Raw genomic sequence first — 15,027 nt, forward strand, 5'->3', positions numbered from 1 at the left:
GCGGCGGGGCTCTTGATTCAGCAGGGTCGACGCCAGCTTTATTATACCGGAGACATCTCTTTAAAAGACCAGGCCCTCATCCCGGGGGCGGAAATTCCAGAAGAGAAGATCGATACCATATTCCCCATTCGGCATTCCGCATTTGATAGACTGTTAAAGCTTATTCACCGCCCGGGAAAGCCTTTTCAGCACCTCTTCTCTTCCCAAAATCTTCATCACTTCGTAAATCCCCGGGCTGGCGGCTTTGCCAGTGAGGGCCACCCGAACCGCCTGGGCAATCGCCCCCAACTTCAACCCTTTTTGGGTAACAATCTCTTTGAAAATCTCTTCCAGGCCTTTCTCGTCGAGCTCGGGAGATAAATTTATTTTGGCGCTAAGCGTCTCCAGAGGCTCTTTGATGTTGGGGGTTAGGTGCTTCGCCGCCGCTTTTTCATCCGTTGGGAAATCGTCCCGGAAGTAGAACTCGGCCTGCCCGGCCATCTCCACCAGGGTCTTGGAGCGCTCCTGGAGGGTCTTGACCACCTCTCCAAGCCAGGCCATGGAACGCGGCTTCAGCCCTCTTGATTCCAGGAAAGGCAGGAGGAGCTCAGCCAGGGTCTCGGGCTTTTCCTGGCGAATGTAGAGCCCGTTCAGCCAAAGGAGCTTTTCGGTATTGAAAACGGCTGCAGATTTTCCGACGTTCTCCAAAGAGAATTTCTCCACCAATTCCTGCTGGCTGAAAACCTCCTGGTCGCCATAGGACCAGCCCAAACGCACCAGATAGTTCACCAGCGCTTGAGGCAAGTATCCCATTTCTTTATAAGCCATAACCGAGGTTGCCCCGTGGCGCTTGGAAAGACGGGTTTTATCTGCCCCCAAGATCATCGGAACATGGGCAAACTGGGGCAAAGGATAGCCCAAGGCCTCATAGAGGAGGATCTGCCGGGGAGTGTTGTTGACATGGTCGTCACCACGGATGACGTGGGTGATAGACATGGTAGCATCGTCCACCACGGCGCTGAAGTTGTAAGTGGGCCATCCGTCGCGGCGCTGGATGATCAGGTCGTCGAGCTCCGCGTTCTCGAACTCAATCGCCCCTTTGATCAGGTCACGCAAAATGGTCACTCCCTGCTGCGGAGCCTTGAAGCGGATGGCCGGCGTACGGTCTGGAAGGGGTGCCTGCAGGTTGCGGCAGCGGCCATCGTACTTGGGTTTCCGTTTTTCCTGGAAGGCCTTCTGGCGTTTCTCCTCTAATTCTTCCGGTGAGCAGTAGCAGGGATAGGCCTTGCCTTCTTGCAGGAGCCTATGGACATGCTCGCGGTAGAGAGATAACCGATCCGTCTGGTAGATGGGACCTTCGTCCCAGTCCAAGCCGAGCCAGGTCATGCTCTCCAGGATGGCATCGATGGATTCTTTGGTAGAGCGTACCTGGTCGGTGTCTTCGATGCGCAGAATAAATTTTCCTCCCTGGTTGCGGGCATACAACCAGTTAAAGAGGGCCGTCCGCGCTCCCCCGATGTGCAGGTGCCCGGTTGGGCTGGGGGCAAAACGTAAGATAACAGAGTCCATGAACATTTCTCTCATATTTTTTATTCTATCTTAGGCCATGGCCTCGGCGACGGTCAAGAGGATTTAAAAACCTCTCCACCTTTTTATGGATATTTAAAATGAAAAAAATTTTATTCGAGTCGGTTGCCAGACCCATAGGAAAGAATTCTTCGCAAATCATAATGGGGCGTTGGTTAAGGGGCTATCTTTTTTGTCATTTTTGTCCAGATTTTACATCATATGGGGTATTTAATATTTAATATTTTTCTTGACATCCTCTTTTTTTTGGGCATAAATTTTCTTGCAACCTTGAAACTTGTGAACCATGTCGTTACGGAGTGGAGATTTCTTTTGATGTAATTTTTCGAGCCATTTCAAATCATTTTCAAATGGAGACCGATAAGCTTAGCCGATTTCAATCTTATTTTAAATGAATCCAGAACAGATAGCCTTGTCGGCAGGAAGGACTATATTTTATCATTATTCGAGGAGAGGTGACCATGGTTTCTTTTAACCCGTTGATATTGACTTTGGGTTCACCAGAAGACGGGCAGCCCCATCTTCTGGGAAGCCGCTGCAGTGCCTGTGGAGCGTTTTTTTTCCCCCAGCAAGCACTCTGCACGCAATGCTTTACCGCAGGATCCTTGAAGGAGCATCCCCTCAGCAATCGGGGGACGCTTTATTCCTTCACCATCGTGGAACGGGAATCGCTTGCCCCGAAGGGTTTCACCGTCCCCTATGCCTACGGCTATGTAGACCTGCCCGAGGGGGTAAGAGCTCTCGCTAAAATCGTCGATTGGAAACCTGAAATCTTGAAGCTGGGTGCACCCGTTGAGCTCGTGCTGGAGGAAATTCGTGAGGATACATCCGGGGAAAAAGTCATGGGTTTTCGCTTTCGGCTTGTTTGAGGGTGTCAAAGAAAAAGGAGGAAGGGTATGAGAACTGTAGTCGTGATCGGGGTAGGGATGACGAAGTTTGGCAAATTTCCAGAAATTCCTGTGGAACAGATGGGAAGAGAAGCGGCCTGGGAAGCCATGAAGGATGCCGGCATGAGTCCTAAAGATATTCAGGTTGCCTATTTAGGGAACCTCACCGAGAGAAGGGAAACAGGATTTATCAGCTGCGTAGCCCAGGAAATTCTAAAGGGCGTGGGGATTCGGGGAATCCCGGTGACGCGTGTGGAGAATGCCTGCGCCAGCGGGTCTACGGCCTTTCGAGAAGCGTGGATGGCTGTAGGGTCAGGGCTCTATGACATCGCTATGGCAATCGGAGTGGAAAAATTAAATGGGAGGGGTCCAGCTCCTCTGAGTCGCATTGGGGATACCCTCGAGGGCATTGCCGGCTTTTCCCCTCCAGGAATGTGGGCCATGCGGGCTCAAAGGCATATGGCCCAATATGGCACCACCCTGGAACAGCTGGCCAAAGTAGCCGTGAAAAATCGGAAGCATGGGAAATTAAACCCCCGCGCTCATTATCCCAAAGAAACCACTGTTGAAGAAGTGAGAAAATCCCCGATGATTTGTTATCCCTTAACCTTGCTCGATTCCTGTCCGACTACCGATGGGGCGGCGGCGGCCATTCTTTGCAGCGAGGAAGTGGCCAAAAGATATACCACCAAACTCATCTACGTAGCCGCGGCGGCCCTCAAGTCGGGAACCTATGAGAGCCAGCGGAATATCGCCGTGAATGAGATCGAGCAGCGGGCGGCCGAAGAGGCCTATGAGAAGGCGGGAATTGGCCCCCAGGATTTGGATTTTGCTGAAGTCCATGACTGCTTCACTATCGCCGAGATTGTCCGGATTGAAAATTTGGGATTTTGTAAGGAAGGAGAAGGAGGGCGCATGGCGGAAGAGGGAATAACGCAATTGGGAGGAAAATTCCCCATCAATCCTAGCGGCGGACTCCTCTGCAAGGGTCACCCCATAGGGGCCACAGGGGTTGCTCAGGTTGCCGAGTTAGTCTGGCAATTGAGAGGGGAGGCTGGGGAAAGGCAGGTAAAAGGGGCGAAAGTCGGCCTGGCCCACTGTTCTGGAGGGTTTGTAGCCCAAGATACCGGAGCTTCCACTGTCATCATTTTGAAACGTTAAAGAGAAAAGCGTTTTCCAAGTAGGATCTTGTAGTCAGTTATCAATCCAAGGAGGTTTATCATGAAAAAGATGAAGGTTTTTCTGATGGGGTGGGTTTGCTTATTTCTCCTGGCTCCAATCCTGGCTCAGGCTGATTACCCCGATAGGGAAATCACGGTCTACTGTGGCTCCTCAGCCGGGGGAACCACGGATCTCGGAATTCGAATTCTCTCCGAGATGGTCAGTAAGGAGTTTGGGCAACCAATCGTGGTGGTCAACAAAGCGGGGGCCTCCCACACTGTATGTGCCAACTTGGTGGCGAATGCAAAACCAGATGGGTATACCCTCGGTGGCCTGTCGGCCACTGCCTTCGCCGAGGTTCCCCATTTGCGAAAAGTTCCCTACGATGTCAAAAAAGACTTTACCTGGATTGCCACCTATACCGAGTATACCTGTGGCTTGGTGGTTAAGGCGGACGCCCCCTGGAAAAACCTGGAAGAATTCTTGAATTATGGCAAGAAAAATCCTGGAAAGCTCATTTACGGCAGCGATGGATACGGGACGGGGGGCCACATCATCATGGAATACCTGGCCTTTAAAAAAGGAGGGGTTGACTGGAAGCACGTGCCCATTCCGGGAGGGGCTAAACTGGCCACTTCCTTGCTCGGCGGCCATATTAAAGCCTGGTCTGCGGCCGGAACTCACGTTCAATTTGTCAGGGATGGAGCGATGCGGTTATTGGTCAGCTATAACAAAACGAGGATGAAGGCTGCTCCCGATGTACCCACCCTGGAGGAATTGGGTTACAAAGGATTTCCCCGGGGAAGATATTTGGTCATTATTGCCCCAAGAGGCCTTCCCGATCCGATTCAAAAGAAACTGGAAGTCGCCTATCTCAAAGCTATGAAAGAACCCGCCTACCTCAAGTTCCTTGATAACATCCAATTTCCGGCTACATTCGCCGGTGGCAAGGAGACAGATAAAAATATTGAAGAGCATTATAAAATCTGGGGGGAATTTATCCGCGCGACTGGAATTAAGGAACAGGAAAAGTGAAATCCAAGAGAGAATGGTCCGGATGATTTCCTCCCTTTCTGTCAGGGATTTTCTATGAAGCATTATAACAGAATCTGCAGCATTCTCTTTCTTGTTTTGGCCCTCATCGTCATCTGGCAATCTTTTCTGATGCCGATAGGCCGCTTGGGGAAACCAGGGCCGGGATTCCTTCCCCTGGGGGTAGGCCTCATCCTGGCCCTGCTTTCTGCTTTTTTATGGATAGAGGCAGGGCTGCGCAAGTCCGCTCTGGTCCAGGTTCAATTTTTAATTGGGGAAGGACGATGGCCAGGCGTGCTTTTGACCGTGGGCTCCCTCTTAGCCTACGCCTTGTTGATGGAATTTTTGGGGTTCATCATCTGCACGTTGTTACTTTTATTCTTCCTATTCCGGTTTGTCGGGAATCAGAAATGGGGCCTAGTGTTAACTGAGACTATCTTGGTAACGCTGTTGACCCATCTGATTTTTAAGGTGGGCCTGAAGGTTCAGCTCCCCGTAGGCCTTTTTAGGCTATAGAAGGACAATTGAATGGGCTATCTCGATAGCATTCTCTACGGGTTTTCGATATGCCTGCAGCCTATCAATCTTTTTTATTGCTTCGTAGGGGTCTTTGTGGGAACCCTGATCGGAGTTCTCCCCGGGATTGGACCGGTGGCCACGATTTCGATGCTCCTTCCGGCAACTTTCAAAATGTCTCCCGTGGGGGCCATCATCATGTTGGCCGGAATTTATTACGGGGCCATGTATGGGGGATCTACTACTTCTATCCTGGTCAATATTCCTGGAGAAGCATCCTCGGTGATAACCTGTCTGGATGGCCATCAGATGGCTCGCCAGGGCAGAGCCGGCCCAGCTTTGGGGATTTCGGCATTCGGCTCATTCTTTGCCGGTACTTTCGCTGTGGTAGCCCTGACCTTCTTAGCCCCTCCTCTGGCAGCGGTGGCCCTCCAGTTTGGGCCTCCGGAATATTTTTCCCTTATGGTCCTCGGTTTGACCCTGGTAATTTATCTGGCCCATGGCTCGATGCTCAAGGCTTTGATGATGGCCTGCCTGGGGCTGCTTCTCAGCTTTGTCGGCCTGGACAACATCTCTGGCTATGAACGCTTCACTTATGGGATTGCCACCCTGGAGGATGGTATCGGATTTGTTCCCGTGGCCATGGGTATTTTCGGGATTGGGGAGGTTCTGTACAATATCGAAGAATCCATGGGAAAGCGGGATATCTTACAGGCTAAAATTTCCCACCTCCTTCCCAACTTGAAAGAATGGAAAGATTCGGCCATGCCGATTATTCGAGGGTCGCTCTTCGGATTTTTCCTGGGAGTTCTTCCAGGGGGAGGGGGCGTGCTCTCTTCTTTTGCTTCTTATGCAATGGAGAAGCGTTTTTCCAAGCATCCCGAGCAGTTTGGCCAAGGGGCCATCGAAGGGGTAGCCGGGCCAGAATCGGCTAATAATGCAGGTGCCGGAGGACAATTCATTCCTCTTTTGACTTTGGGTATTCCTGGCAATCCGGTGATGGCCTTGATGTTGGGAGCTCTGCTGATCTATGGGCTGCAGCCTGGACCTCTATTGATGATCCGAAACCCGGATCTCTTCTGGGGCGTAATCGTGAGCATGTACATCGGCAACATCATGTTATTAATCCTGAACCTTCCCCTGATTGGCCTGTGGGTTCGCGTGCTACGAGTCCCTTATCCCATTCTGTTTCCACTCATTCTTCTTTTTTGCTTGATTGGTGCTTACAGTATCAACAATAACAAGTTTGATGTTCTAATCATGGTTATCTTTGGAGTAATCGGTTACCTCATGAAGAAGGTGCGTTTCGAAGGAGCTCCATTGCTCTTGGGAATGGTCTTGGGCTTGATGATGGAAGATGCCCTCAGGCAATCTCTCATCATGTCAGGGGGGAGTTTCTTGATTTTTTTGAACCGACCCATCTCCGCAGGCTTTATTGTTACCGCGATCATCTTGCTGGCTCTCCCAGCCATCCGGTGGGTAGCCGGGCGCAAGACGCGCCTGGCCGCTGAATTGCCGAGGGATGAATGATAGGCTATGAGCCGAGGGCTTCCAGGGGGTTTATTTTGCACCCTTAGGATTCAAGCCGCCCCCAGGAAACGCGACTTCTCTTTTGGAAAAGGGAAATAAATTCCTGATCAGAAGGAAGGCGGTAAATTTAAAGGGGGGATTAAACATGATGTCAACGATCCAAGCTTTGATGGCCGGGGCCGTGGATCTTCACGTCCACGCCAGCTATGAATCTCCGCCCCGGCGGCAGAATATGCTGGAAGTGGCCAGGGACGCCCTGGCAGCGGGAGTAGAAGGCTGGCTTTTTCAAAGGTGTACCTATTTTCAGAGGGCCCTTCTGCTGGCTGCCGCCCTGCTTTTGATCAAGCCGGGCATTTACACCGATTTGATGGGAGCGATCGATCTCAACGGCTTTTCCTGAAAGGACTTTCCCAAGAGGACCTTCGGATCATGCTGGTGGATAACCCGAGAAAGCTTTTGAGGTTGGAAGGTTAGCGAAATGAAAAGAACATCGAACCCCATCGCATGGGGTAAATAAACTCAAGAAAGGAGGGTTGAGAATGCCCCGGGAAAATAAAGGGAAGAGGGTGAAAAAGCTTCTGGCCGAGATGGAGAAAGACAGGGGGTACGTATCCCTGGCGAAAAACTACGTGGCCACCATAGATCCTGATTTCATGGAGGCTTATAACAATCTTTACAAAAACGGCCTATCGGCGGGGAAGGCCCTCCCCTTGAAAGTAAGAGAATTCGTCGCCATCGCGGTTCTTGCCTTCCGGCAATGCGATAACGGTGTATATGAACATATGAAAAGGGCCTTAAGGCATGGAGCCACCAAACAGGAACTCCTGGAGGCCATCGAAACAACCATCATCCCAGGGGGAGGCCCCGCCTTTGACAGCGGAATCCGCGCTCTCATGAGGATTGTGGAGGAAGAAAAAGGTAAAAAGTAAAGGAGAAAACCAAGGAGGGTTTCGAGACGCTGATTCACCGGAAAGGGTTAAAGGTTATCCTGAACCCTCAGAGGGACGCGGCAAACGCCCTGCCAGCTCCATTTTGAGTTAAAGGGGCAGAGCCCTGGCCCAACACTCGTCCTTATCCATCCCTTAGGAGCTAACTTAAGATTCTGGGATGGATGCACTCCTCATTTTAAGGAGGGACCACATGATCCTAAAAGGAGTTCGGATTTTGGATCTATCCCAAATTATGGCGGGACCTTTTGGAACCTTGATCTTAGCTGACCTGGGAGCGGAGGTGATCAAAATTGAGAACCCGGAGGGAGGGGATCTCAGCCGGGCTACGGTTCATTACACTCATAAAGGGGAAAGCGCCTACTACTTGAGCTTTAACCGGAATAAGAAGAGTATAACCTTGAATCTCCGCAACGAAAAAGCGAGGGAGATCTTCTACGAGCTGGTAAAAATCTCGGACGTGGTCTACGACAATTTCCGCTCGGGAACCCTGGAGAAGCTGAAGATTGATTACGAGAGCCTGAAGAAAGTGAACCCGAAGATCATCTCTTGTTCAGTCACCGGGTTTGGATCGGACAGTCCCTACAAGGATCGTCCTGCTTTGGATTTATTGATCCAGGCCATGGGGGGGGTCATGAGTTTTACCGGGGAACCCGGCAGACCGCCGGTTCGCCTGGGCTATCCGATGGGGGACTTGGGAGGAGGGATGTATGCTGCCATGGCCGTTCTTGGCGCCCTTTATTACCGGCAGTTGACTGGAAGGGGGCAGCGTCTGGATATCGCTATGCTGGATGCCCAGATTGCCCTCATGACCTACCGGGCCCAATATTATTTCCTGGAAAAAGTGATTCCCGAGCCCATTGGTTCGGGCCATGTGTCAACAGTTCCCATCCGTGCCTTCATGGCCAAAGATGGGAAGTACCTTACGATCGAGGCCGCCCAGGATAAATTTTTCCAGAATTTATGTCAGGTGCTGGGGATCGAAGAGGCGGGCAAAGATCCCCGTTTCAACTCTAGGAGCGCCCGGCTGAAAAATCGTGATGCTCTGATGAAAATATTGGAGGATAAGTTCCAGGAGAGGGAGCGGGATGAATGGCTTGACCTGCTGATTAAAAGTGATGTTCCGGCGGGTCCGGTGAACAATCTTGCCGAGGCTTTGTCGAATCCCTCGGTCTTGGCCCGAAATATGGTGGTTTCAGTGGATCATTTGGGGGAGAAGATTCAGATGGTGGGGAATCCCATCAAGTCGTCGGAAATAAAGGAAGAGGTTTTTACCGGAGCCCCTACGGTGGGGCAGCACACGGAGGAGATCCTTTCCGAATATTTGGGTTATTCCCTTGAACAAATCGAGGCGTTAAGAAAAAATAAAGTTCTATAGAAAGGAGATAATCAATGGGATTGCAAGGGAAAGTCTCGTTAGTAACTGGAGCGGCGAGAGGGATCGGCCGGGCAATCGCTCTTCTGCTGGCGGAGCATGGCTCCCATGTAGTCGTCAATGATCTTCTTGAAAAAGAAGGACCCGAAACTGTCCAAGCCATCCAAAAATTGGGAGTTAAAGCTCTATGGGCCAAAGCAGATATTTCCAATGAGCAAGAAGTTAAAAGAATGTTTTCTGAGGTTTTTAAAGATTTTGACCATGTGGACATCTTGGTAAACAACGCCGGAGTGGGGAGTCCTCTGATGGTGGAGGATATGCCGTATGAGGTGTGGAGACGCGTGATTGACACCAACCTGAATGCGGCATTCATTTGTTGCAAAGAAGTCATCCCCATAATGCAAAAGAATAGATATGGACGAATTATTAACATCTCTTCGGTTGCGGCCAAAAAAATCAGCTACCATGGGAGTGCCGCATACACCGCAGCCAAGGCAGGGTTGTTAGGGTTTACCAGACATCTGGCCTATGAATTGGCCCCCTATGGGATAACAGTAAACGCCATCTGTCCCGGCGGAACCTTAACTCCCCGCATCCGAGAAAGGGTTACTCCAGAAGAAATGGAAGAGGAAATTAAGAGGTTCCCCATAGGACGATGGGCTTTGCCTGAGGATCAGGCCAAAGCGGTCCTGTTTCTCGTATCCGACCAGGCGGAGATCATCACCGGACAAGCCCTTGATGTGGACGGGGGAGAACTCTTAGCCTGGATGGACTTTGAAACCTATCAGAAATGGCGCAAAAGGTTTGTAACTAAAGGCTGAAAATCATCCCCTGGAAAAGGTTGGTCATTCTTTTCCTTATCGCATTATCCCTCGGCAGTGCCGAGGTAAGGAATAAAGAATTTAAGGATTCTCTAACCGGCATGGATTTTGTTTTTGTCAAGGGAGGATGTTACGAAATGGGTGATACTTTGACAACTTTCTTCCGACGATCTTTTACAACAGATTTTTTCCCATATTTTTTTATTGACATCTTTTGCAAGCAAAGGTAATATTTAGATGGATGAGTCGGATGGTAGTTTTGGGAGACATGTAAGATGGCCATTGGGAGTGTTGTTTATCATTCTCAATGGCCTTTTTTGTTGGCCAGAGCGATATCCGGGCTTATTCCAAGAAGCATTCAGCAAAAAGGAGGGATATCGCTATGGCAGAAGGACAGGTGAAATGGTTTAACGAAAAAAAGGGCTTTGGCTTCATCCAGCAGGATGACGGACAGGACCTTTTTGTGCATTACACAGCCATTTCAGGAGACGGTTTCAAGACTCTGACTGAAGGCCAGAGGGTGCGTTTCGAGATTGAAGAAACAGCCAAGGGCCCTAAGGCTAAGAACGTCCAGATCATTTAATTTTTAAAAAAATCTGGTTCTCGCCAGTATAAGGCACCTCGAGAGACGCGAGGTGCCTTAATCATTTTCCATCTCTATGCATGCGCCTGCCCCAAAGCAGTTAGAGAAGCATGCGAATTCCCACGAGCAAAAGCAGCCCAGCAAAGACCCGGCGGAGGCGCAAGGGCCTTGTTCTGTTGGCCAAACCGGCCCCCCATTGGCCCAGGAAGATACTGGGTACTCCTGCAAGCAGCCAACCCAAGAGGTGCACGTATCCTAAGGTAAAAGAGGGTAGGTTGGGTTTGCCCAACCCGTTAAAGATATACCCAGCTGTGCCTACGAGAGAAGCGAAAAAAACAAAAGCAATGGAAATCCCCAAAGCCCGATGAATGGGAATACCCAGGAATCGAGCCATTAGCGGGATGGCAATTACCCCCCCGCCCAGGCCGAAAAAACCAGAGAATACTCCCACCAAGAAGCCAACGAATAAAGTAGGAAAAAACGGGGGAGAGAGAAACTCCCCGGATTCCTCCACTTCCTTTTTCTGGAAGAGCATCAGGACGGATAGAACGATTAAAAGTAACGCGAAAAGTTTGATAAGTAAGGGGCCTTTTAAATAGGCGGCAAGGGTTGAACCAAGCAAGGATCCGGGAATACCGGGGATGGCCAATTGAAAGACTACCCGCCAGATGACATTGCCAACCCTGGAATGAGCAAAGGAACCGGATAAAGAAGTGGGGATAATAATGGCTAAGCTGGTTCCAAAGGATAGATGAACAATGACCTCAGGGGAAATGTTCATTGACGGAAAAGCCCAATAGCACAGAAGAGGGATCAGGATAATCCCCCCGCCCACGCCCAGAAATCCTCCTAAAAATCCCACGACCATCCCGATTAAAGCGAATTGCAAAATGTTATAAAAGGAGACTTCCACGCTATCTTTCCCGATGAAAATATTCTTAAAAATTACGGCCGTTTACAGCCGAGCAATTAAAACAAAGGTGAAAGGAATATGGAGAAGAATGATAAAAAATTAATCCCGGCAGGTACCGGGATTAAGGAGCAGGAGAGGAACTAACCCAGATCCTTGAATCTTTAGGTTTCTTCTTCCTCTATGCTGGTAGCATAGGCCAACCCTTGGTAAGTGAGGTCTTCTTCCGTCTTTCTTAGAATGCTCATTTCTTTTTCCAGTTTTGATTGGCACGATACGCACAGCTTGGCTAACGGCATCACTTTCAGACGACCCTGGCCAATCTTTTCTCCGCATTCCTCACATATGCCGTATGTCCCTTCTTTGATTTTTTCCAGGGCCTCGGTGATCGCCATAAGCTTTTCTTTGTCCCGGCCCGTGAGGAGGAGGGAAAGTTCTCGATCACGCTCATCCCCGGCCTGATCAACCAAGTCTCCGATGTTGGATGGGGCCGTCAAAGGTTCAGGGATACGGTTTTCGGAGATTTCCTTGACTAACTTGTCCCGCATCGCTAAAAGCAATTTCCGGATTCCCTCTTTCGCATCCTTTGTGGCCTTTATGGGAGGGCCTTTGCTAGGTATTTTAGTTTTCACTGCTGGTTTTACAGGGGTTTTGATCATGTTTTTCTTGGGTGGTTTAGGTTTAATAAGTTTTTTCTTTTTCTTGAGGTTAACCGGTGGCTTCTTGGCCGGGGCTTTTTTCTTTTTTTTCTCAGACCGTTGGGTGGCCATGAAGGTCTCCCTCCCTTCTGGGAAAATGAACCTCAAATACACTTAAAGTTACTAAATGTACAGTATATTTTTATATTGTCAAGAAAATTTTTACAAATTTTTACAAAAAAATTCGCAGATCCGAAAAAAAATAAAAAAGGAAGGTTTTTGGCGATAAGAGGAATTTTCAGGAGGGAAAAGAGAAGGTCATTTAAAGCAAAAGGACTCCTGGGAGTTTATTTCTTAAAAGTTCTGGTCGGGGCGACTGGATTTGAACCAGCGACTCCCTGCTCCCGAAGCAGGTGCGCTACCAGGCTGCGCTACGCCCCGACAATTTTTTATACTAAGGGGATAGAACAAGAAAGTCAAGGACTTTCCTCTTTCCCCTTTTCCCTAAGATTTTTATATGATATAAATCATTGGGGTTGGGGAGAAAGGTTTATATTTTGAAATCTCCGAATTTTCTCGCCCCTTTTCCCCCCGGGCACGATTCCGTAATTGAAATTTCTTGTGACGGAGGTTTTACGATCGGATGAAAAAAGATGGCCTGCACTTAGGATTGGACGTTGGATCTGTTAGCGCTAACACCGTCCTGATCGATGACCAAAAAAACGTCGTGGAAGAGCATTACACCCGCACCAAAGGCCAACCATTAGCAACGGTTCTGGCCGTCCTTACCGAGATCCTTTCCCGGGTCCCCGCGGAGAGGATTCAGAGCATCTCGGTCACGGGAACGGCTGGTAAGCTCATTGCCAAGTTGTTGGGTGGCGAGTTTGTCAACGAGATCATTGCCCAGGGCAAATCCACCATCTTCTTCTATCCCCAAGTGAAAACCATCATCGAGATGGGCGGAGAAGATTCCAAACTCATCCTGGCGGAAAGCGACCCCCAAAACGGCGATTATAAAATCCTGGATTTTTCCATGAATACCATCTGCGCTGCGGGAACCGGCTCCTTCCTGGACCAGCAGGCTAACCGTCTGCAATTGACCATAGAAGAATTCAGCAACCTGGCTCTGAAATCCAAGACTCCTCCCCGCATCGCGGGCAGGTGTAGCGTCTTCGCCAAGACCGATATGATTCATCTGCAGCAGGGCGCCACCCCGGATTACGACATCGTCGCCGGCCTATGTTATGCCCTGGCCCGCAACTTTCGGTCGAACATCGGCAAGGGGAAGAATTTCCTTCGCCCGATCTCTTTTCAGGGCGGCGTGGCAGCCAATGCCGGCATGCGCAAGGCCTTCTTCGATGTCTTAGAATTAAAAGAAAACGAGTTCATCATCCCCAAGCATTTCGCTTCCATGGGAGCCATCGGGGCGGCCTTTCTTACCCTGGAGGCCCCGGAAAAATGGAAGAAATTTGGAGGACTGGAGCGTTTGCGGGAATATGTGAATCGTCCAGGCACGCCGGATGTGACTCTTGAGCCGCTTTCCCTATCCGAACACCATCAGAAGGAAAACACCTGGCAGCTTCTGCAAGGAACCCCGGGAGAGAAAAAGATTCCCGCCTATTTGGGTATTGATGTGGGGTCCATCTCCACCAATGTGGTCGTCCTCGACGAGAACAAGAAGGTTCTTTCTAAACGCTACTTGATGACTGCCGGCAGGCCCATCGAAGCCATCCGTCAGGGCTTGAAAGAGGTGGGTGATGAAGTTAGCCACCTGGTAGAGATCAAGGGGGTATGCACCACAGGCTCTGGCCGATACCTTACCGGAGACTTCGTGGGTGCAGACGTCATCCGCAACGAGATCACCGCCCAAGCCACCGCGGCGGCGCATATTGACCCGAATGTCGACACAATCTTCGAGATCGGCGGCCAGGATTCCAAGTACATCTCCCTGGATCGGGGTGCCATTGTAGACTTCGAGATGAATAAAGTCTGCGCTGCGGGGACAGGTTCATTCCTGGAAGAGCAGGCTGAAAAATTGGGAATCTCCATCAAGGAAGAGTTCGGCCAACTGGCTTTGAGCTCCCCATCTCCGATCTCTCTTGGCGAGCGCTGCACGGTCTTCATGGAATCAGACCTCGTCCACCATCAGCAAAAGGGAGCCAAGAACAGAGACCTGATCGCAGGCCTTTCCTATTCGATCGTTCTCAATTATCTGAACAAGGTAGTGGGAGAAAAACGGGTAGGCCATAATATTTTCTTCCAGGGCGGGACCGCCTTTAACAAGGGAGTAGTGGCAGCCTTCGAGAAGGTGACGGGCAAGAAGATCACCGTGCCTGAGCACAACGAGGTAACCGGGGCCATCGGCTGTGCCCTTTTGGCCATGGAGGAAAACAAATCCGGTAAGACCAACTTCAAAGGATGGGACTTAAGTAACCGGCCCTATGAGCTCAGCTCTTTTGAGTGCAAGGAATGCCCTAACCATTGCGAGATCCGCAAGGTCACGGTCCAGGGAGAGAAACCCCTGTTCTACGGGAGCCGCTGCGAGAAATATGAGGTGGACCGGACGCGCCAACGCCGCGAGGATCTCCCCGACCTCTTTGCCGAGCGCGAAGAGGCCCTGATGGCCTCCTATGTAGAGGAGAAATCCTTGGCCGCAGATACACCGACCATCGGCATTCCGCGCTTGCTCCATTTCCATGAGCTTATGCCCTTCTGGAGAACATTCTTCTCTTCTTTGGGGTTCCGCCTGGTCATTTCCGAAAGGACCAATAAGCGGCTCATCAATAAAGGGGTGGAGAAGAGCGTATCTGAAACTTGCTTCCCGATCAAGGTGGCCCACGGCCATCTTTTGGACCTGATCGATAAAGGGGTGAACACGATTTTCCTGCCCAGCGTAATCAACATGCCCTTAAGCCATCCATCCCTGGACCGGTCCTTCACCTGTCCTTACGTTCAGGCCTTCCCCTATGCCGTCAAATCGGCTATCGATTTTAAGTCCCATGGAGTGAAACTCCTCACCCCAGTCATCCATTTCGGCTGGGAGCGAAAGAACTTAGAACAG

General features: G+C 50.4%; 14 protein-coding genes and 1 tRNA gene. 11 read left to right on the forward strand and 4 right to left on the reverse strand.

Annotation, left to right across the window (positions count from 1 at the left end; translation table 11 throughout):
* Nucleotides 1–153: 153 nt before the first annotated feature.
* Nucleotides 154–1,548: a glutamate--tRNA ligase gene (gene gltX, locus Q7V48_00710; GenBank protein ID MDO9209262.1), complete on the reverse strand. Its 1,395-nt coding sequence runs from the start codon at nucleotides 1,546–1,548 to the stop codon at nucleotides 154–156.
* Between the two features lie 479 nt (nucleotides 1,549–2,027).
* On the opposite strand from gltX, the gene Q7V48_00715 reads away from it, so the two are divergent.
* From Q7V48_00715 to Q7V48_00760, 10 genes are all read left to right on the forward strand, one after another.
* The gene (locus Q7V48_00715; protein ID MDO9209263.1) at nucleotides 2,028–2,435 is read left to right on the forward strand and encodes a Zn-ribbon domain-containing OB-fold protein; all 408 of its coding nucleotides are present in this window, start codon (nucleotides 2,028–2,030) and stop codon (nucleotides 2,433–2,435) included.
* A gap of 27 nt (nucleotides 2,436–2,462) precedes the next feature.
* Complete coding sequence (locus Q7V48_00720) at nucleotides 2,463–3,614, forward strand: thiolase family protein (protein ID MDO9209264.1); 1,152 nt, start codon at nucleotides 2,463–2,465, stop codon at nucleotides 3,612–3,614.
* A gap of 60 nt (nucleotides 3,615–3,674) precedes the next feature.
* Nucleotides 3,675–4,649 carry a tripartite tricarboxylate transporter substrate binding protein gene (locus Q7V48_00725; protein MDO9209265.1) on the forward strand — a complete coding sequence of 325 codons (975 nt, stop codon included), beginning with the start codon at nucleotides 3,675–3,677 and terminating at the stop codon, nucleotides 4,647–4,649.
* 54 nt (nucleotides 4,650–4,703) lie between these two features.
* A complete protein-coding gene (locus Q7V48_00730; protein MDO9209266.1) occupies nucleotides 4,704–5,162 on the forward strand; it encodes a tripartite tricarboxylate transporter TctB family protein in 459 nt (152 codons plus the stop codon).
* 12 nt (nucleotides 5,163–5,174) lie between these two features.
* On the forward strand, nucleotides 5,175–6,692 hold the full coding sequence (locus Q7V48_00735) for a tripartite tricarboxylate transporter permease (protein ID MDO9209267.1): 1,518 nt from the start codon (nucleotides 5,175–5,177) through the stop codon (nucleotides 6,690–6,692).
* Nucleotides 6,693–6,837: 145 nt separating this feature from the next.
* Nucleotides 6,838–7,092, forward strand: coding sequence for a DUF6282 family protein (locus tag Q7V48_00740; protein ID MDO9209268.1), 255 nt, complete (start codon nucleotides 6,838–6,840; stop codon nucleotides 7,090–7,092).
* A 139-nt stretch (nucleotides 7,093–7,231) separates the two neighbouring features.
* Nucleotides 7,232–7,621, forward strand: coding sequence for a carboxymuconolactone decarboxylase family protein (locus Q7V48_00745; protein MDO9209269.1), 390 nt, complete (start codon nucleotides 7,232–7,234; stop codon nucleotides 7,619–7,621).
* Nucleotides 7,622–7,832: 211 nt separating this feature from the next.
* Nucleotides 7,833–9,017: a CoA transferase gene (locus Q7V48_00750; GenBank protein ID MDO9209270.1), complete on the forward strand. Its 1,185-nt coding sequence runs from the start codon at nucleotides 7,833–7,835 to the stop codon at nucleotides 9,015–9,017.
* 14 nt (nucleotides 9,018–9,031) lie between these two features.
* Nucleotides 9,032–9,835, forward strand: a complete 804-nt coding sequence (locus Q7V48_00755) for an SDR family NAD(P)-dependent oxidoreductase (GenBank protein ID MDO9209271.1) — start codon at nucleotides 9,032–9,034, stop codon at nucleotides 9,833–9,835.
* 382 nt (nucleotides 9,836–10,217) lie between these two features.
* A complete protein-coding gene (locus tag Q7V48_00760) occupies nucleotides 10,218–10,418 on the forward strand; it encodes a cold-shock protein (protein ID MDO9209272.1) in 201 nt (66 codons plus the stop codon).
* A 100-nt stretch (nucleotides 10,419–10,518) separates the two neighbouring features.
* On the opposite strand, the gene Q7V48_00765 is transcribed toward Q7V48_00760, so the two are convergent.
* The 3 genes from Q7V48_00765 to Q7V48_00775 all read right to left on the reverse strand — a co-directional run bounded on the left by Q7V48_00765 (nucleotide 10,519) and on the right by Q7V48_00775 (nucleotide 12,407).
* Nucleotides 10,519–11,331 (reverse strand): sulfite exporter TauE/SafE family protein, encoded by an 813-nt coding sequence (locus Q7V48_00765; GenBank protein ID MDO9209273.1) that lies wholly within the window; start codon nucleotides 11,329–11,331, stop codon nucleotides 10,519–10,521.
* Between the two features lie 161 nt (nucleotides 11,332–11,492).
* A complete protein-coding gene (locus Q7V48_00770) occupies nucleotides 11,493–12,098 on the reverse strand; it encodes a TraR/DksA family transcriptional regulator (GenBank protein ID MDO9209274.1) in 606 nt (201 codons plus the stop codon).
* A 232-nt stretch (nucleotides 12,099–12,330) separates the two neighbouring features.
* Nucleotides 12,331–12,407 (reverse strand) — tRNA-Pro (locus Q7V48_00775).
* Nucleotides 12,408–12,609: 202 nt separating this feature from the next.
* Between Q7V48_00775 and Q7V48_00780 the strand changes: the two genes are divergently transcribed.
* Nucleotides 12,610–15,027, forward strand: a 2,418-nt coding sequence (locus tag Q7V48_00780) for an acyl-CoA dehydratase activase (protein ID MDO9209275.1), incomplete at its 3' end; no start/stop codon positions are given.

The sequence above is a fragment of the Deltaproteobacteria bacterium genome (assembly GCA_030654105.1).
Taxonomy (GTDB): domain Bacteria; phylum Desulfobacterota; class SM23-61; order SM23-61; family SM23-61; genus JAHJQK01.

What these genes read in the sequence shown, in the direction of transcription:
- gltX (MDO9209262.1), bottom strand. Translation starts at nt 1,548, where the DNA reads ATGGACTCTGTTATCTTACGTTTTGCCCCCAGCCCAACCGGGCACCTG.
- Q7V48_00715 (MDO9209263.1), top strand. Translation starts at nt 2,028, where the DNA reads ATGGTTTCTTTTAACCCGTTGATATTGACTTTGGGTTCACCAGAAGAC.
- Q7V48_00720 (MDO9209264.1), top strand. Translation starts at nt 2,463, where the DNA reads ATGAGAACTGTAGTCGTGATCGGGGTAGGGATGACGAAGTTTGGCAAA.
- Q7V48_00725 (MDO9209265.1), top strand. Translation starts at nt 3,675, where the DNA reads ATGAAAAAGATGAAGGTTTTTCTGATGGGGTGGGTTTGCTTATTTCTC.
- Q7V48_00730 (MDO9209266.1), top strand. Translation starts at nt 4,704, where the DNA reads ATGAAGCATTATAACAGAATCTGCAGCATTCTCTTTCTTGTTTTGGCC.
- Q7V48_00735 (MDO9209267.1), top strand. Translation starts at nt 5,175, where the DNA reads ATGGGCTATCTCGATAGCATTCTCTACGGGTTTTCGATATGCCTGCAG.
- Q7V48_00740 (MDO9209268.1), top strand. Translation starts at nt 6,838, where the DNA reads ATGATGTCAACGATCCAAGCTTTGATGGCCGGGGCCGTGGATCTTCAC.
- Q7V48_00745 (MDO9209269.1), top strand. Translation starts at nt 7,232, where the DNA reads ATGCCCCGGGAAAATAAAGGGAAGAGGGTGAAAAAGCTTCTGGCCGAG.
- Q7V48_00750 (MDO9209270.1), top strand. Translation starts at nt 7,833, where the DNA reads ATGATCCTAAAAGGAGTTCGGATTTTGGATCTATCCCAAATTATGGCG.
- Q7V48_00755 (MDO9209271.1), top strand. Translation starts at nt 9,032, where the DNA reads ATGGGATTGCAAGGGAAAGTCTCGTTAGTAACTGGAGCGGCGAGAGGG.
- Q7V48_00760 (MDO9209272.1), top strand. Translation starts at nt 10,218, where the DNA reads ATGGCAGAAGGACAGGTGAAATGGTTTAACGAAAAAAAGGGCTTTGGC.
- Q7V48_00770 (MDO9209274.1), bottom strand. Translation starts at nt 12,098, where the DNA reads ATGGCCACCCAACGGTCTGAGAAAAAAAAGAAAAAAGCCCCGGCCAAG.